The sequence below is a fragment of the Mesorhizobium sp. M0870 genome (assembly GCF_040319775.1).
GTDB lineage: Bacteria > Pseudomonadota > Alphaproteobacteria > Rhizobiales > Rhizobiaceae > Mesorhizobium.
Genome location: NZ_JAMYOI010000007.1, coordinates 99,315 through 116,836, shown reverse-complemented (window position 1 = coordinate 116,836; position 17,522 = coordinate 99,315). Strand labels below are relative to the sequence as shown.

The following is a 17,522-nucleotide window of genomic DNA, read 5'->3' as shown; positions in this document are numbered from 1 at the left end:
GCTCTGAGATGAACGTAGTGCGGCAGTTTGGAAACGGTGTCTTCTCCATGAACGGGCGGGAGTGGTCTCTGCTTGTCGCCTGTTTGCTGGCGATCGTCATCTTTTCTGTCGCATCGCCGCACTACGCGACATCAGGCAATGCAGCCACGGTCTTGCGCAACAGCGTCGAACTGCTGCTGATCGGCCTTGGCATGACCCTGCTGCTCGCCATGGGCGGCATCGATGTCTCGATCGGCATCGTCATGGGTCTGGCGGCGATCGCCATCGGGCGCGTGCTCGGCGCCGGCGGCAATCCGCTGCTGGCGCTCATTGCGGGTCCTTTGGTCGGTGCGGTGCTGGGATGCGTGACCGCCGCCGTCGTTGTCCTCGGCCGCGTTCCGGCAATTGTCGGTACACTCGGCCTGCTCGGTGTCTACCGCACCGCCGTCTTCGTACTTCTCGGAGGGCAATGGCTTTCGGGCCTGCCCTCGAGCCTTACAGATCTTCTTGCAACCAGCGTGCTCGGCGTCCCCGTCCCTGCCCTGGTGATTGCCGCTGCCTATCTGGCCGTCTGGCTGGCGCTGCGGCGAACCCCTTATGGGCTGCATCTGCTGGCGATCGGCAATTCGGAGGAAAAAGCGCGGCTTTCTGGCATCCCAGTGATCAAGATCCGCTTCATGACCTTCGCCATCAGCGGTGTGCTGACTGGCATTGCCGCCACGTTCTATGTCGCCACCTATCGCAATGTGGAGATGACGATCGGCAGCACGCTGGCGCTCGACGCCATTGCCGCGGTCATTCTTGGCGGCACCAGCATATTGGGCGGCAGATGCAGCCTGATCGGCACCGTGCTCGGCGTGCTTCTGCTTAGAATCCTGCAAAACGGTCTGCTGCTGATCGGTGTCCCCTCCCTTTGGCAGCCTGTCGTCACCGGCGTTCTCATCATCGGCGTGCTTGGCTTCGAAGCTGTTTGCAACCGATTGCCGCTCGGCAGATTTCAACGAGCCCGCGCATGAAAACGTTCCGCAACCTGCAGGGCCCGGCCCTTACCCTGGCTTTGCTCTGTACCCTTTGGCTGATCGTCATTGTCGGCCTGCTGGCGCTCAAGCCGTCTGTCTTCCATCTCGGCACTGTCACCACCATTCTTCAGTTCTCGACGATCCTGGCCCTGGTCGGCCTTGGGCAGGGATTGGTCATCATGGCCGGTGGCGCCGGCATCGACCTCTCGGTCGGCGGCGCGGTCTCGCTGTCCGCCATCGTCGCGATGCTTTGCCTCAAGCTGGGATTGCCGCCGGTCCTGCTGCCCGCCGTCTGCATCCTGGCCGGCGCGATGCTCGGTGCCTTGAACGGATGGCTGGTGAACGGGCTCGCGCTTCTCCCCTTCATCGCGACGCTCGGCACCTTCTTCGTCTATTCCGGCGCTGCACTTGCCATTACCGGCGGCGCGGCCCAAGCCGGCGTGCCCTCCTGGCTGCTTGTGTGGGGGCGCGGCGTCGTCATGGGCATTCCCCTGCCCTTTCTCACCCTTGCCATCCCCTGCTTTGCGCTAGCCGGTTTGGTGCTGCTCTCGACAGCGTGGGGGCGCTGGATCTACGCCATGGGCTTCAACGAACGCTCGGCCAGGCTGGTCGGTATTCCGGTCGATCGCGTTCGCTTGGTCCTCTACGCCTTGAGTGGCGCGCTCGCCGGCGCCGCGGGACTCGTCTCGATCGCCTGGCTCGGCAGCGGCAGGCCCAATATCGGCCAGAACCTCGAACTCGAATCGCTGACTGCCGCCATGCTCGGCGGCATCGCCATCACCGGCGGGCGTGGCGGCGTCGGCGGCGTGTTCGCGGCCGTCCTGCTGCTGGTCACGCTGAAGACCGGCCTTCTGCAATTGAACATCAACACGGTTTGGCAGGTGGGGATTGTCGGCGCCCTTCTGGTTTTCGTCCTTCTCGCCGACCGACTTTCCCAACGTTGGAGATCATGATGCCGTCCATGGAAGAGATCATTGCCGCGCGCGTCGAAGCAAGCGCTGACCGTATCGTCCAAACGCTGAGCGATCTCGTCGCCTTCCCCTCGATCGTGAAATCCGATCCAAAGGAGGCCGGCCCCGGCGAGCGTGATTGCCAGCTCTATCTGCAAAAGCGGATCGAGGCGCTAGGCTTCTCGACCGATCTATGGGACCCGGACGGCCCAGCACTCTACGAAAAATACAAGGGGCGGGCCGGCGCCAACAAAGGCAGGACGTTCGAAGGCCGGCCCAATCTCGGCGGCGTCTTGAAGGGCACGGGCGGCGGTCGCTCCATCATGCTGACCGGCCATATCGATGTCGTCCCGCCCGGCGCCGCCGGTCACTGGACGACCGACCCGTTCCAGCCCGTCCTCAAGGACGGTTTTCTACACGGCCGTGGTACGGTCGACATGAAAGGCGGCGTCGCCTGCATGCTGATGGCCGTCGAGATCCTGAGGGGACTCGACATTCCCCTGTCCGGAGACGTCGTCTTCACCACCGTGGTCGATGAGGAAATCGGCGGCATGGGGTCGCTGGCCATGGTCGATCGCGGCTTTCACGCCGACGCCGGCATCATGACCGAACCGACCGCGAACAGGATCGCACCGCTCTGTCACGGCATTCTGTGGGGGAGGATCATCATTGACGGCATAGGCGGGCATGCGGAGCTGACGCCCAATGCCTGGTATTCGAGCGGCCCGGTCGATGCCGTCCAGCTTTGCCGGCAGATCCTCGACGGCATCGACATCCTCAACCGGCGCTGGATGTTCGATCCCAGAAAGAACCATCCGTTGATGGACCTGCCCAACCAGATCATCGTCACCCAGATGAGCGCCGGCGAACATCCGTCCTCCGTGGCAGGGCGCGGCGAGATCATCATCGACGCCCAGTATCTGCCAAGCGAGCATGACGAGTTCAAATTGGGCGGCAACGTCAAACGCGAAATCGAAGAGCACATAGCCAATGTCTGCCAGGCAGACCCTTATCTTCGCCAGCGCCCTGCCCGCGTCGAATGGATTCTCGACGCCGACTGCGCCGAGATCCCAGCGGACAATCCCTTTGTCGGCGTCTTCCAGGAGGCCGTCAAAGAAGCCAATCTCTCGCCGGTCCTGAGTGGCTTTGGCGCGCACAGCGACATCGGCCTGCCGACCGGCCTCGGCAACACCCCGACCGTCAATTTCGGTCCCGGCGACCCCGCGCAGGCGCATCAGCCGAACGAACGCGTTTCGGTGCGCGATCTCGTCGATTGCACCAAGGCAATTGCAATTGCCGTCGAAAAATGGTGCCGCTAGCGGGCAGACGATTGGCAGTGCGACAACGCAGCATAGGGGCCATGGCCCTTCGACAGGAGCCGCAGCTTCTGGTCATCGACCGGCGGCGGCACGCCCTCGAGTTCCCGCCATGCGGCAAGTGATCGATCTTTGCCGCACTGCAGGCATGGTTGCGCCCCTGCCTGGTGACGTCGTCGCGTTCTGACACCCGGCGAGCTTGCGCACGTGATTTGAGCTGAACGCCTGTGCAGCAAGCCGTGCCCGTTGCGGTCCGTTCACGGCGGATCGGTGTTGCAGCTGCCGGCTACCTGGTTGACCGCTTCGCCGAACCCGGCGAGGTCGAAATCGGCCTCGCCGCGCCCCGCCAGCAGCCCGAACCGCCAGGAAAGCTGGAGCCGGTTCGCGGCGACAAGGCGCCTGATGCCGTCGGCTCCATCGCGCACCAGCATCCGGCCGCGCGGCCCGACCGACCAGCTTTCATCGAACTTGCTCTCCTGATCGACCGTGATCGACATGGTGATCTTGCGGCTGGCCGAAACAGCGTCGTTCAGTTGCAGCCATTCAGTCCAATGCGGCTCGCCGTTTACCCGGCAGGCAATCGTCAGGATCGGGCTGTAGCTCAAGGCACCGCCGCCGGTGATCAGCTTGTTGGTGGCATAGAGCGAGGCCGTGACGAGGCCGTCTTCACTCGTGCCGAACCGCCAGTTGTCAGGCACCGTGCCGGCCTGGGCAATGCCGCAGACCGAGACAAGCATCAGCGCGATTGCCGAAGCGTGTCCCAATTCGACGAACAGTCTCAACACGCCCTCCAACAACCAAGCGGCTTGCAATAGAAGCGCAGATAATGATCAAAGCTTGGTCGCCACAGGCCGTCGCGTGCGAAGCATGGCGGCTGTTGCAGTTTGGCAACGAAAAAGGCCACCTCGACGGCGGCCTTCCTGTTTCAGCGGAGCGCTGGTGTTATTCGGCGGCCTTCTTCTTCGGCGCAGCCTTCTTCTTGGGCTCTTCCGCGTCGTCGGCCTTCTTGGCGTCGGCCTTCTTGGCGGCGGCTTTCTTCGCCGGCTTCGCCTTGACGGCGGTCTCGTCCTCTTCGTCGTCGGCCATCAGCTCTTCCTTGCTGACCTTGACGTCGGTGACCGAAATCTGACCGAGCAGATGGTCGACCACCTTTTCCTCGAACATCGGTGCCCGCAGCGTGTTCAACGCTTCCGGGTTGTTGCGGTAGAACTCGAAGACTTCCTGCTGCTGGTTGCCCGGATAGCGGCGCACCTGCTCGAACAGGCCGCGCTGCAGCTCTTCGTCCGATACGGTGACGCCGGCCTTCTCGCCAATTTCAGCCAGTACCAGGCCAAGGCGTACGCGGCGCTCGGCAAGCCGCAGATACTCGGCGCGCGCCTCTTCTTCCGTCGTCTCTTCGTCGGCGAAGGTGCGTCCGGCTGCTTCCAGGTCACGATTGACCTGCGCCCAGATGTTGTTGAACTCGGCGTCGACGAGCTTCGATGGCGCCTCGAACGAATAGGCCGCGTCGAGCTGGTCGAGCAGCTGGCGCTTGACCTTCTGGCGCGTCATAGCGCCGAACTGGTTCTCGATCTGGCCGCGTACGACGTCGCGCAGGCGCTCCAGCGACTCCAGGCCGAGGTTCTTGGCGGTCTCGTCGTTGATTTCCAGCGCGCCGGGCTGGGACACTTCCTTGACGGTGACGTCGAAGGTCGCTTCCTTGCCGGCCAGATGCGCGGCCTGGTAGTTTTCCGGGAAAGTCACGGTGACCTGCTTTTCGTCACCGGCCTTGGCGCCGACCAGCTGATCCTCGAAGCCGGGGATGAATTCCTTCGAACCCAACACCAGCGGCTGATCGGTGCCGGCGCCGCCATTGAAGGCCTCGCCGTCGATCTTGCCGACATAGTCGATGGTGACGCGGTCGCCATTGGCGGCCTTGCCGGTCTTCGGCTCATAGCTGCGCGCCGATTCGGCAACGCGCTGAACCTGCTCGTCGATCTCGGTATCCGGAACGTCGAACACCTGGCGTGTCACCTTGATGTCGGAAAAGTCCTTGATCTCGATCGCCGGGATGATCTCGTAGTTGAGGCGGAATTCGAAGTCGGCGCCGCCGGCCAGGATCTTCTCGGCTTCCTTCTCATCCTCGGTCATGATGACTTCGGGCTGCATGGCAGCCTTTTCACCACGCCCGGTAATGATCGAACGGGTCGAATCGTTGAGGATTTCGTTGACCACTTCGGCCATGAACGACTTGCCGTAAACCTTGCGCAGGTGCTGCACCGGCACCTTGCCGGGACGGAAGCCGTTGATGCGGACCTTGTTGCGGGCATCCGAAAGCCGCGCCATCAGCTTGGCTTCCATGTCACCGGCCGGCACGGTGATCTTGATCTCTCGCTTGAGACCGGAGTTGAGCGTTTCGGTGACCTGCATCGTAAAACCTTTGTTTTCACCAATGAGACTGCCACGGCCTCTGCCGTTCACAGCCTGCCGGTATATTCTTGCCGGGAATGGCTTTTGGTACGGAACCTGGCGATTTGACCGAAAACCCGGCTCAAACTCTCCCAAACTGCGTTCCAAAATGTGAATAAGTTCTTGTTTTTCCTACTTCTTATCACATTCTGCAGAAGCGGATCGTCGCGTCCCGTCACATTTGACACGCCTTTTGTCACAGGCGAGGCCAATTTTCAACAGTCTTCGCATTCCGGCGAATAACCAGCATTCGGGCCTGACCACATCTTGTCGCTGACCCACATCTTGTCTCTGACATTGACAGAATGATGGCCACATGGGATTGCCGGTCCATGCGGATGTGGCGGAACTGGTAGACGCCCTGGATTTAGGTTCCAGTGCCGAAAGGCGTGGGGGTTCGAGTCCCTTCATCCGCACCACCCTTCGCTCTGCGAGCTTCGGGTGGCGGCCACCGAAGCTCGGTTCAGGCAGCGATCGGATTGAGCTTCAGATGCTGGATCAGAATAATGGTCTTGGCGTCGAGGATACGGCCATCGGCGATGCCGGCCAGGGCCTCGTCGAGCGGCATTTCCAGGACCTCGATGTCCTCGCCCTCTTCTTGCGCGCCGCCGCCGGCCGAGATGCGGTCGGCGGGTGAATAACGGGCGATGAAAAACCAGAGACGTTCGGTGACGCTGCCGGGGCTCATATAGGGCGAAAACAGCCGCTCGACGTTCTGCAGCCGATAGCCGAGTTCTTCCTCCGCCTCCTTGCGGATGCAGGTTTCGGGATCGTTTTCGTCCAACAGGCCGGCACAGGCCTCGATCAGCGGCTCGCGGTGGCCGGTGACGTAGGCGGGATAGCGGAACTGGCGCACCAGAAGCACGGTCGAACGCAAGGGGTCGTAAGGCAGGATCACCGCGCCATCGCCGCGATCATAGGTCTGGCGGATTTGCGTCTCCCACTGACCGTCGCGCCGACGGTAGTCGAGAACGGTCTTCTTCAGGACGGCCCAGTCGTCGGAGAGGATTTCCTCCGAACGGACGCGAATACGATCTTCCATCGTGGTCTCCATGCAAAAGCGCGTCGCGCTTTATGCTCCTGTTTTATGCGTGTCGTTCTCCCAAACCGGGGCCACTTTTGGGCGCCATGCATTGCCGAGGCCTATCCGCGAACCGGCATTTCGGCAATCCCGTCAGTGATTGGTCCAGAACCCCTTTCACCGCCTCGTGTCTGGCGCAGGCGCCATCGGTCGCCTAAATAGCTGCGAACCCTCCCGGAGTTTCTCATGACAGCGTCGCTTTTCCAGTCGATCACCCTCGACGGCCTCACCTTTCCCAACCGCATCGCCGTCGCGCCGATGTGCCAGTATTCCGCCGACGACGGCTCGGCCAGTGACTGGCATCTCCATCACTGGATGAATCTCGCAATGTCCGGCGCCGGCATGGTCACAGTCGAGATGACCGATGTCGAGCGGCGCGGGCGTATTACCCATGGCTGCCTCGGCCTTTATTCCGAAGACAATGAAGCCGCCGCCCGCCGCGCACTGAACGCCGCACGACGCGTCGCCGCACCCGGCACGAAATTCGGCTCCCAACTCGCCCATGCCGGCCGCAAGGCTTCGAACCGCAAGCCGTGGGAAGGCGGCGGGCCATTGCAGCCAAACGAGGATCCCTGGCAGACCGTTTCCGCCTCGGCCATCCCCTACGACACCGGCTGGAACGTGCCGCACGCACTAGAGGACGAGGAGATCCTGCAGCTCATCGAACGCTTCGCCGAGGCCGCAAGGCGAGCCGAACGCGCCGGCTTCGATTTCATCGAACTGCACGCCGCGCATGGCTATTTGATCTTCCAGTTCCTGTCGCCCTTGTCCAACCAGCGCTCGGACCGCTGGGGTGGCTCGCTGGAAAACCGCATGCGTCTTGCCGTCGAAATCGCCAAGGCGGTGCGCAAGGCTACGCCAAAGCTGATGCTCGGCGCGCGGCTGTCGGTGATGGATTGGGTCGATGGCGGCTTCGACGTGGCGGACGCGATCGAAGTGGCCAAAGCGCTCAAGGACGAGGGCGTTGCCTATCTCTGCTGCTCGAGCGGCGGCAATTCGCCGTTGCAGAAATTGCCCACCGGCCCCGGCTATCAGGTGCATCTGGCGGAGGCGGTGCGCAAGGGTGCTGATATTCCGACCCGTGCCGTCGGCCTGATCGACGACCCCAAGCAGGCCGAAGCGATCCTCACCGAGGGCCGCGCCGACATGGTGGCGCTGGCGCGGGCCTTCCTGGCTGATCCGCGCTGGGGATGGCGTGCGGCGGCGACATTCAGCGAGACGATCCACCCGGCGCCGCAGCTTGCCCGTTCGGTGACCACGATGCAGCACTGGATGAAGGCGGTGGGCTGAACGGTCCGCGCTCTCGAAACGCGCGCCCCTCCTGTCTCCAGACAGTTTGACGGTGCTTCGCAGCTATTCCGTCCGCAAGCTGTTGGGTGGGACGAGGCTGCGGCGGGCGTGGCCGGCGTGGGAGGAAACTGTTCAGGGCATTCTTGCCGGTTGCGCGCTGACCGCAGGTGTAGAGCCTTCAAACAGCCTCTGAGACGTTTGGGCGCAGGCTGACGGCCATGGTTGCAACCAAATTGGCTGCTTTGCGTTGCGGCCATGATGGACAACAAACCTTTTGAAGTGCCGGTCGTCGTCGAACTTGGCCACGTCGGCAAATATCGCCACATCCGCAGCGCCCAGGAGGCCGCGGAGTGCCTGATGACGGTGTGGCCGCTCAATCGCGGCCCGCGCCATCGTGATGCCCTCGACACTTGCCTCAAAGTGCTGGAAGGTTATCGTTCGACAGCAGATGCGCGCCGGGCGCTGATTGAAGCCGCCAAGGAATCGGAAGTGCTGGTGCCCGACGACAGACTGCCCGACGACCGGCTGCATTGAGCAGACGGACCTTTCAACCGGAGGTTTTCCATGGCGAAGCTGACTTACAAGATCGTCGAGCATGACGGCGGCTGGGCCTACAAGGTCGGAGCGACCTTTTCCGAGACGTTTCCCACGCATCAGGACGCATTGCGCGCAGCCGAAATCGCCTCGGCTGAGCAGCAGGTCGCCGGAGCGACCGACGGCATCCAGTATGAGGACGCCGAAGGCAAATGGCACGAAGAATTGGCCGACGGCCGCGACCGGCCGCAGACAGAAGTCTCAGATTAATTCGGTATAGCGCTTGATGTTGAGCGGTCCGACAGGGCGCCGACCGCAGCGCCGTCCGGAGAAAGGACGCGCCAGCGGCCAGCGGCTGTCCTTGCGGACTAGCCCTCGAACATGGCTTTCCAGAAAGTCGGTATCCGCTTTTCGGAAATTGCGTTCTGGCTATTTGCCGCAATACTGATCGTTGACGTTTTGCCCTGCGTTTGCGTCCGGGCCTGGCGTGTTGTGGGCACATGGGCCTATTGCGCCGCTATTGCCTTGGGTGTTCAACCCGGAGCCGTCACGGATGCTTCCCGTGGTATAGGGGTCGACAGTTGTCTGGTCGTTGTCGCCGAACAGCCACCAATCACGATTGTTGGAATACCTGTCGTCCAGTGACTGCGCCATCGCCGATGTTGCGAGACCGATCGTCAGAACAGATGCTGCGAGAATTTTTGTAACCATTGAATCACTCCGTATCTTAGCCGCCTTGGTGCGACACTCATAAAACCCGGTAGTCAGCCGAATGGTTCCTTGAAATTGTCGTGAAGCTGAGGTGAGGCCCTGACCAGCAAAGCCCGGCCGGCGATGCGCTCGATGAATGCGGCGGTTCGCTCCGGGATCACGAATTGCGGCATGTGCCCTATTCCCTCGACCAGTTCGAACCTAGATCCTTGACCTCATCGGCTCGCCGTGGCGGCGCGAAGATGACATTGCGGCCACCGTCGCGCCGCGCTATCTCAGACCACTCGCCTTCCCAGGCCACTCGCCTTGCCGGAGCCTTCCATGCCTGAAATCGTGACCGCCGCCATGCTCGTCATCGGCGATGAGATTCTGTCCGGCCGCACCAAGGACAAGAACATCGGCCATCTCGCCGACATCATGACGGCGATCGGCATCGACCTCAAGGAAGTGCGCATCGTCCCTGACGAGGAAGACGAGATCATCGCGGCGGTGAATGCCGTGCGCAGCCGTTACACCTATGTGTTCACCACCGGCGGCATCGGTCCGACGCATGACGACATCACGGCCGATTCCATATCCAAGGCTTTTGGCGTGCCTTGCGAATACGATGCCCGGGCCTATGCGATGCTGGAAGCAAGCTATGCCGCGCGCGGCATCGAATACACGCAGGCCCGCAAGCGCATGGCGCGGATGCCGCGCGGCGCCGATCTCATCGACAATCCGGTGTCGGTCGCGCCTGGCTTCCGCATCGGCAACGTCCACGTCATGGCCGGCGTGCCATCGATTTTCCAAGCCATGCTCGACAATGTCGTGCCGACGCTGAAGGCCGGCACGAAGATGCTGTCGGCGACCGTGCCCTGCCCGTTCGGCGAAGGCCTCATCGGCGGGCCGCTGGGTGATATCCAGAAAGCGCATCCCGATACGATCATCGGCTCCTACCCGAAATATGGCGATGGCAAGTTCTGGACCGAGTTGGTCGTGCGTGCCCGCAGCCAGGAGGCGCTGGACGCCGCCCGCGCCGATGTCGAGGCGATGGTCGCCGGCTTCGCCAGCAATCCCGGCTGATCTGGTCCAGGCCGGAACAAAGCACGACGCTGCAACGTTTCCCCGGCACGAGTTCGCCAGCTCGTAAACCGAGGGATTGTCATGCGATTCAAAACCATCGTCGCCATTCTGCAGAACGAGCAGGACGCCGAGCGCGTGCTCGACTGCGCCATTCCGCTCGCCACCCGGTTTCAGAGCCATCTGGTCGGCATCCACGCCGAAACGCTTCCCGTGCCCTACACCTCCGCCACAGGCTTTCCCGACACCGAATTCCTGCAGGTTTCTGCAGACATGAACCGGGAACGGGCCGAGAAGTTGAGGACGCTGTTTCTCAGGCATATCGAGGATTCCGGTCTTTCCTTCGAGTGGCGAAGCCTGGAAAGCTTTTCGGGTGACAGCGCACTGTCCGGGATTTCGAGCGTGCGGGCCGCCGACCTGATCATAGCGGCGCAGCGCGAAACGGGCGGAGATTCCAGCGCGGACGTAGACACGCTGGTCTACGATGCCGGCCGGCCGGTGCTGGTGGTGCCGCACGAGGGTCCGCTGATCACCACCTTCAAACGCGTCTTGCTCGCCTGGAACGGAAGCAAGGAAGCGGCACGCGCCGCCTTCGACGCGCTGCCCTTCATCATCGAAGCCGAGAAGACCGACATATTGGTTATCGACCCTCCTGAAACGCTCGACGACAGCCCGGAGGCCGCCGGCGCCGAAATCGCGTCGGCGCTATCGCGCCACGGCGCCACCGTCAGCGTCTCGGTGCAGCAGTCGGGCGGCAGTTCGGTCGATGACATCATCCAGACCAGGATCGCGGAAACCGGCGCCGATCTGCTGGTGCTTGGTGCCTACAGCCACTCATGGCTGCGTCAGCTTCTGTTCGGCGGCGTGACGCGCAGCGTGCTGCGCACCGCGCCGGTGGCAGCCTTCCTGTCGCGGTAGGTCCACACCGATCGTTGGCCCTTGCCTTTGCCAAGGCCCTTGCTCTTGCCAAGATGGGGGCTTTCCAGCTAATTCCGCGCGCATTCCCCTGTTTACCTGCGCGCGATCCCCGCGTGCTGTGGAGTGCGCGACATGTCCCTTCCCGAAAAAGCCTTTCCGGTCTCCTGGGACCAGTTCCATCGCGACGCCCGGGCGCTCGCCTGGCGGCTTTCCGGCGCCAACAAGGGACAATGGAAAGCGATCGTCTGCATCACGCGAGGCGGGCTGGTCCCCGCGGCGATCATCTCGCGTGAACTCGGCATCCGCGTCATCGAGACGGTCTGCGTCGCCTCCTATCACGACTATACCAGCCAGGGGCAGCTGCAGGTCCTCAAGGAGATCACCCCTGCCCTGCTCGCCGAAGACGGCGCCGGCGTGCTGATCATCGATGACCTGACCGACACCGGCAAGACGGCGGGCATCGTGCGCGCGATGATGCCCAAGGCGCATTTCGCCACCGTCTACGCCAAGCCGAAAGGCCGGCCGCTGGTCGATACTTTCGTCACCGAAGTCAGCCAGGACACCTGGATCTATTTCCCGTGGGACATGGGCTTCACCTACCAGAAGCCGATCGCCGACGACCACGCGGGCTGATTCGAACTACCTGCCTGTTACAGACCGGCAGCTTGCACTGGGGATGATTTGCTTTCGCAAACAGGTCCGGCAGGGCCGGATATTTTGTGAAATCGACGTCTATCGGCGGAAATCGGCCAGGCGAATGAAATTTTTTACTTTTATTGCCGACAATTAGCCGTAAGATTCGTGAGACGGCAAACGATTCCGGAGGCTGGGGCTAGCTTCTTCGATGTTGACGAGGCCAACGACACACAATCATCTGGCCGAAAGGGTCCGACGGCTCTTCGGCACGGCGCCGTGCCGCCTGCAGGTTGCCGCCCTGCCTTGGCGCGACACGGGAGACGGCGTCGAGATCATGCTGATCACCAGCCGCGATACGGGTCGATGGGTGTTGCCCAAGGGCTGGCCCGAGGCCAGGGAGCCGCTCTGCGAGGCCGCGGCGCGCGAAGCCGGCGAGGAGGCCGGGCTGCGCGGTCGTGTCTCTCATCTTGAAGCCGGCCGTTACTTCTACGCCAAGGTACTGGCTTCCGGCGAAGAAGTGCCGTGCGAGGTCCTGGTGTTTCCGCTGCATGTCGACAAAGTCGCGGACCGCTGGAAGGAAAAACACTCACGCACCCGCAAATGGGTCCGCGCAAGCGAAGCGGTGCGCATGGTCAACGAACCCGACCTTTGCCAGATCATCGCCTATTTCTGCGCCGACCCGCACAGCTTCTCCTGACGGGCGGCCACACCGCGCTCTTTGCAAAACGGGACTGGCTTGCAGGGGCTGGACATGCGTTGCCGCGTATCGACATGAATGCTTTGCTAAGGAATCAAGGATAGGATTCGGCAGCTCTGGTATTTTTGATCGATGGCGAATCCCGCAAATCCAATTCCAAACGAGTCCGACGAGCCCCAGCGCGAGCGTCGTCCGCGCGTGCTCAAGGGCGGGTCGATCATCACCGGAATTTCGAATTCGGAAGTGGGCTGCACGCTGCGCAATCAGCACGACGGCGGCGCCGAACTGAAGATACCGCTCGAAGCCCGGGTCCCAGATCGCTTCCTTCTCTATGTGCCGCTCGACGGCATTGCCTATCGTTGCGAGGTCCGCTGGCGACGCAACGACCGTATCGGGGTGCAGTTCACCGGCACCGAGCCAAAACCCCGGCTGCATTACGGCTGACGCCCGGGCAAGCTTGCGCGCGGAAAATCGTGATCCGCGCCTGCATTCTATCCCCGTTATCCACATATGTGACACACAAGATGTTGGGGTCACAAAAGCTACGCAAACGAATCCTTGACGGCGCAAAACGAGTCGCCTTTTATAGGCCATGTGCTCCTGTTGAGAGTGCGACCGGAAAGTTCTGAGCCCGGTCTTTTTTCCCGGACTATGTGCGTTTTTGCTCGCATTTCCGCCTGTTTACGAGGCCGGCGGAAGCGTTGGGATTGTGGGGCGGTTGGGACGATAGGGACAATTGTCGGGCTTGAATAAATTGTCTGTTAATACTATATTTAGTGTTTGCAGGTAGGTTCGACGCTAGATAGTGTGAATTTCCCTCGATCGAGGGAATCGGAAAAAATCAGTTTTGAGGGACCCGCGGGTTCGTCGGCGCGTTGGACAGATACTTCGCAAGGAGTTTGACCAGCAGGGCCGGCGGAGACCGCGAAAATGGAGAGCCGGTCGTTTCGAACGCCCGGCAGACGGCGGACATGCGCGTTTCGCATCGGGGGCAGAAATCCCTTGGGAAAAGCGCTATATATAGACAAAAGGGACCGGACCAATGCGCATCGAGCGTCGTTTCACCAAGCCAGGACAATCTGCCTATGCGGAGATCGAATTCCGCAAGGCGCTTTCGGAGATCAAGAATCCGGATGGTTCGGTGGTGTTCCGCTTGGACAATATCGACGTGCCGGCGCAGTTCTCCCAGGTTGCAGCCGATATCCTGGCGCAGAAATATTTCCGCAAGGCCGGTGTCCCCGCACGCCTTAAGAAGATCGAGGAGAACGACGTCCCCTCCTTCCTGTGGCGCTCCGTCGCCGATGAGGCGGAACTGGCGAAGCTGCCGGAAGCCGAGCGCTACGGTTCCGAGATCGACGCCCGCCAGGTCTTCGACCGGCTTGCCGGCACCTGGACTTACTGGGGCTGGAAAGGCGGCTACTTCAAGGGGTCGGAGGAAGACGCGCGCGCCTTCCGCGACGAGCTTGCCTACATGCTGGCCACCCAGCGCGTCGCGCCGAACTCGCCGCAATGGTTCAACACCGGCCTGCACTGGGCCTATGGCATTGACGGCCCGAGCCAGGGCCACTTCTATGTCGACCCGTTCACCGGCAAGCTGACCAAGTCGAAATCCTCCTACGAGCATCCGCAGCCGCATGCCTGCTTCATCCAGGGCGTACAGGACGACCTCGTCAACGAGGGCGGCATCATGGACCTGTGGGTGCGTGAAGCGCGCCTGTTCAAATACGGCTCCGGCACCGGCTCCAACTTCTCGCTGTTGCGCGGCGAAGGCGAAAAACTGTCCGGCGGCGGCCGCTCGTCGGGCCTGATGAGCTTCCTCAAGATCGGCGACCGTGCGGCGGGCGCCATCAAGTCGGGCGGCACCACGCGCCGCGCCGCCAAAATGGTCATTGTCGACGCCGACCACCCCGATATCGAGGAATTCATCGACTGGAAGGTCAATGAAGAGCAGAAGGTCGCCTCCCTGGTGACCGGCTCGAAGATCGTCAAGAAGCATCTCGAAGCGATCATGAAGGCTTGCGTCAACTGCGAAGGCAATGGCGACGACTGCTTCGATCCGTCGATCAACTCCGCGCTGAAGCGCGAGATCAAGGCGGCCAAGAAGTCGGCCGTGCCGGAGAACTACATCTACCGCGTCATCCAGTTCGCCAAGCAGGGCTATAGCTCGATGTCGTTCAAGACCTACGACACCGACTGGGATTCGGATGCCTACCTCACGGTTTCGGGCCAGAACTCCAACAATTCGGTGTCGCTGAAGGACAATTTCCTGCGCGCCGTCGAGGACGATGCCGACTGGCACCTGACCGCCCGCAAGGACGGCAAGGTGATGAAAACGCTGAAGGCCAGGGATCTCTGGGAAAAGATCGGTTACGCCGCCTGGGCGTCGGCCGATCCGGGCCTGCATTTCAACACGACGATGAACGACTGGCACACCTGCGCATCGGCCGGTGCGATCCGGGCGTCGAACCCGTGCTCGGAGTACATGTTCCTCGACGACACGGCCTGCAACCTCGCCTCGATCAATCTGCTGCCCTACCGCAACGCTGACGGCACGATCGACATCGCAGCCTACGAGCACACGGTGCGGCTGTGGACCATCGTTCTCGAAATCTCCGTCATGATGGCGCAGTTCCCGTCGAAGGAGATCGCCAAGCAGTCCTACGAATACCGCACGCTCGGCCTCGGCTATGCCAATATCGGCGGCCTGCTGATGACGTCGGGCATTCCCTACGACTCCGATGAAGGCCGCGCCATCTGCGCCGCACTCACCGCGATCATGACCGGCATGGCCTATGCCACCTCGGCCGAGATGGCCGGCGAACTCGGCGCCTTCGCCGACTACGACCGCAATGCGCAGAACATGCTGCGCGTCATGCGCAACCATCGCCGTGCCGCCTATGGCGAGAAGCAGGGCTACGAGAAGCTCGCCGTCAACCCGGTGCCGCTGGTCGCTTCCGACCTGAAGCAGCAGGACCTTGCAACCCACGCCAAGGCCGCCTGGGACCGCGCCATCGAGCTCGGCGAGGAGCATGGCTACCGCAACGCACAGGCGACCGTGATCGCGCCGACCGGCACGATCGGCTTGGTCATGGATTGCGACACCACCGGCATCGAGCCCGACTTCGCGCTGGTGAAGTTCAAGAAACTCGCCGGCGGCGGCTACTTCAAGATCATCAACCGCGCCGTGCCGGAAGCGCTGCGCACGCTCGGCTATTCCGAAGCCCAGATCGCCGAGATGGAGGCCTATGCGGTCGGCCACGGCAACCTCAACCAGGCGCCGGCCATCAACCCCGGCGCGCTCAAGGCCAAGGGCTTCACCGACGACAAGATCGAGGCGCTCAACGCAGCCTTGAAGTCGGCCTTCGACATCAAGTTCGTCTTCAACCAGTGGACGCTCGGCGCCGACTGGGTGAAGGAGACGTTCGGCTTCACCGACGAGCAGCTCAACGACTTCTCGTTCGAGATCCTGCCGGCGCTCGGCTTCTCCCGCAAAGACATCGAGGCCGCCAACATCCATGTCTGCGGTGCGATGACGCTGGAAGGCGCGCCGTTCCTCAAGGCCGAACACCTCGCCGTGTTCGACTGCGCCAGCCCGTGCGGCAAGATCGGCAAGCGTTCGCTGTCGATCAACAGCCACATCCAGATGATGGCGGCAGCACAGCCCTTCATCTCCGGCGCCATCTCCAAGACCATCAACATGCCCAACGATGCGACGGTGGAAGACGCCAAGGGCGCCTACATGCTGTCGTGGAAGCTGGCGCTGAAGGCCAACGCGCTCTATCGCGACGGCTCGAAGCTGTCGCAGCCGCTCAACTCCTCGCTGCTCGCCGATGGCGAGGACGACGAGGACGAAGCCGTCGAGCAGCTGCTCGCCGCACCTGCGGCAGCACGTGCCGCACAGATCACCGAGCGGATCGTGGAGCGCATCATCGAGCGCGTGTCGCGCGAGCAGGAAAAGCTGCCCGGCCGCCGCAAGGGTTACACGCAGAAGGCCAAGATCGGTGGCAACACCATCTTCCTGCGCACCGGCGAATATGACGATGGCCGTCTCGGCGAGATCTTCATCGACATGAACAAGGAAGGCGCGACCTTGCGTGGCCTTCTCAACAACTTCGCCATCGCCATTTCGCTCGGCCTGCAATATGGCGTGCCGCTCGACGAATATGTGCACGCCTTCACCTTCACCAAGTTCGAGCCGGCCGGCATGGTGCAGGGCAATGACGCCATCAAGAGCGCGACGTCGATCCTCGACTACGTGTTCCGCGAGCTGGCGATCTCCTATCTCGGGCGCAACGATCTCGCTCATGTCGACCAGTCGGACTTTTCCAACACCGCACTTGGCCGCGGCATCAGCGAAGGCAAGACTGATGCGGTTTCCAAGGGCCTGACCCGTGGCGCCTCGCCGGTGAAGCTGGTGTCGCGCGTCAGCGGCAATGATCCGAAAGGCTTTGCGGCCCCCTCGGGCGCCCCTGCCCGCTCGGTGCCGACCGCCTTCTCCGGCTCCAACGTGCTGGCGCTGAAACCTGCTAGCGACGAAGCGGTCGCCTACAAGCGCGACTATGAGGAGCGGGCAAAGGAACTGGCCGAGGACATCGCCTTCGAGGAAGCCGCTGCTTCCGATGCCACGGCAGGCTTGTTCACCGACGCCGCGGCCGTTGAGGCGGCCGAAGCCAAGAAACTCGCCAACGACCGCCGCGCCAAGTCCCTGCTCCAGGGCTACACCGGCAATTCCTGCTCCGAGTGCCAGAACTTTACGATGGTGCGGAACGGGACTTGCGAGAAGTGCGACACGTGCGGTTCGACGAGCGGGTGCAGCTGAGCATATTCTGAGGCGCTAAAACGCAACATCATCGGCCCGGTCGCAAGATCGGGCTGATTTAT

Annotated in this window: 16 protein-coding genes and 1 tRNA gene; 13 read left to right on the top strand and 4 right to left on the bottom strand. The window is 62.3% G+C overall.

Annotation, left to right across the window (positions count from 1 at the left end):
• Positions 1-47: 47 nt before the first annotated feature.
• From NKH97_RS11100 to NKH97_RS11090, 3 genes are read left to right on the top strand one after another with little or no spacing between them, the layout of a single operon-like run.
• On the top strand, positions 48-995 hold the full coding sequence (locus tag NKH97_RS11100; RefSeq protein WP_352440213.1) for an ABC transporter permease: 948 nt from the start codon (positions 48-50) through the stop codon (positions 993-995).
• A complete protein-coding gene (locus NKH97_RS11095; protein WP_128303348.1) occupies positions 992-1,951 on the top strand; it encodes an ABC transporter permease in 960 nt (319 codons plus the stop codon). Before NKH97_RS11100 ends, NKH97_RS11095 begins: the two co-directional genes overlap by 4 nt.
• Positions 1,951-3,267, top strand: coding sequence for a M20 family metallopeptidase (locus NKH97_RS11090; RefSeq protein WP_352796731.1), 1,317 nt, complete (start codon positions 1,951-1,953; stop codon positions 3,265-3,267). The genes NKH97_RS11095 and NKH97_RS11090 overlap by 1 nt, the downstream gene beginning before the upstream one ends.
• A gap of 254 nt (positions 3,268-3,521) precedes the next feature.
• On the opposite strand, the gene NKH97_RS11085 is transcribed toward NKH97_RS11090, so the two are convergent.
• Positions 3,522-4,046: a hypothetical protein gene (locus NKH97_RS11085; RefSeq protein ID WP_023810444.1), complete on the bottom strand. Its 525-nt coding sequence runs from the start codon at positions 4,044-4,046 to the stop codon at positions 3,522-3,524.
• Between the two features lie 160 nt (positions 4,047-4,206).
• Positions 4,207-5,673 carry a trigger factor gene (gene tig / locus NKH97_RS11080; RefSeq protein ID WP_352555251.1) on the bottom strand — a complete coding sequence of 489 codons (1,467 nt, stop codon included), beginning with the start codon at positions 5,671-5,673 and terminating at the stop codon, positions 4,207-4,209.
• 373 nt (positions 5,674-6,046) lie between these two features.
• On the opposite strand from tig, the gene NKH97_RS11075 reads away from it, so the two are divergent.
• A tRNA-Leu gene (locus tag NKH97_RS11075) sits at positions 6,047-6,131 on the top strand.
• Between the two features lie 44 nt (positions 6,132-6,175).
• On the opposite strand, the gene NKH97_RS11070 is transcribed toward NKH97_RS11075, so the two are convergent.
• Positions 6,176-6,754, bottom strand: a complete 579-nt coding sequence (locus NKH97_RS11070; protein WP_352555253.1) for an NUDIX domain-containing protein — start codon at positions 6,752-6,754, stop codon at positions 6,176-6,178.
• Between the two features lie 225 nt (positions 6,755-6,979).
• On the opposite strand from NKH97_RS11070, the gene NKH97_RS11065 reads away from it, so the two are divergent.
• The 3 genes from NKH97_RS11065 to NKH97_RS11055 all read left to right on the top strand — a co-directional run bounded on the left by NKH97_RS11065 (position 6,980) and on the right by NKH97_RS11055 (position 8,887).
• Positions 6,980-8,083: an NADH:flavin oxidoreductase/NADH oxidase gene (locus tag NKH97_RS11065; protein ID WP_352796727.1), complete on the top strand. Its 1,104-nt coding sequence runs from the start codon at positions 6,980-6,982 to the stop codon at positions 8,081-8,083.
• A 255-nt stretch (positions 8,084-8,338) separates the two neighbouring features.
• Entirely contained in the window at positions 8,339-8,617 is a 279-nt protein-coding gene (locus NKH97_RS11060; protein ID WP_013532012.1) for a DUF982 domain-containing protein, read from the top strand.
• 30 nt (positions 8,618-8,647) lie between these two features.
• Entirely contained in the window at positions 8,648-8,887 is a 240-nt protein-coding gene (locus NKH97_RS11055; protein ID WP_013532013.1) for a DUF2188 domain-containing protein, read from the top strand.
• Positions 8,888-9,046: 159 nt separating this feature from the next.
• Here NKH97_RS11055 and NKH97_RS11050 read toward each other — a convergent pair whose 3' ends face one another.
• The gene (locus NKH97_RS11050; protein ID WP_352796724.1) at positions 9,047-9,328 is read right to left on the bottom strand and encodes a hypothetical protein; all 282 of its coding nucleotides are present in this window, start codon (positions 9,326-9,328) and stop codon (positions 9,047-9,049) included.
• Between the two features lie 321 nt (positions 9,329-9,649).
• Between NKH97_RS11050 and NKH97_RS11045 the strand changes: the two genes are divergently transcribed.
• From NKH97_RS11045 to NKH97_RS11020, 6 genes are all read left to right on the top strand, one after another.
• Entirely contained in the window at positions 9,650-10,393 is a 744-nt protein-coding gene (locus NKH97_RS11045; RefSeq protein WP_352720282.1) for a competence/damage-inducible protein A, read from the top strand.
• 81 nt (positions 10,394-10,474) lie between these two features.
• A complete protein-coding gene (locus NKH97_RS11040) occupies positions 10,475-11,308 on the top strand; it encodes a universal stress protein (protein ID WP_352720284.1) in 834 nt (277 codons plus the stop codon).
• Positions 11,309-11,440: 132 nt separating this feature from the next.
• The gene (gpt, locus tag NKH97_RS11035) at positions 11,441-11,941 is read left to right on the top strand and encodes a xanthine phosphoribosyltransferase (protein ID WP_128303340.1); all 501 of its coding nucleotides are present in this window, start codon (positions 11,441-11,443) and stop codon (positions 11,939-11,941) included.
• 211 nt (positions 11,942-12,152) lie between these two features.
• Positions 12,153-12,641 carry an NUDIX hydrolase gene (locus tag NKH97_RS11030; RefSeq protein WP_023810435.1) on the top strand — a complete coding sequence of 163 codons (489 nt, stop codon included), beginning with the start codon at positions 12,153-12,155 and terminating at the stop codon, positions 12,639-12,641.
• Between the two features lie 132 nt (positions 12,642-12,773).
• Positions 12,774-13,085 carry a PilZ domain-containing protein gene (locus tag NKH97_RS11025; RefSeq protein ID WP_023810434.1) on the top strand — a complete coding sequence of 104 codons (312 nt, stop codon included), beginning with the start codon at positions 12,774-12,776 and terminating at the stop codon, positions 13,083-13,085.
• Between the two features lie 598 nt (positions 13,086-13,683).
• Entirely contained in the window at positions 13,684-17,460 is a 3,777-nt protein-coding gene (locus NKH97_RS11020; RefSeq protein ID WP_352796720.1) for a vitamin B12-dependent ribonucleotide reductase, read from the top strand.
• Positions 17,461-17,522: the final 62 nt, after the last annotated feature.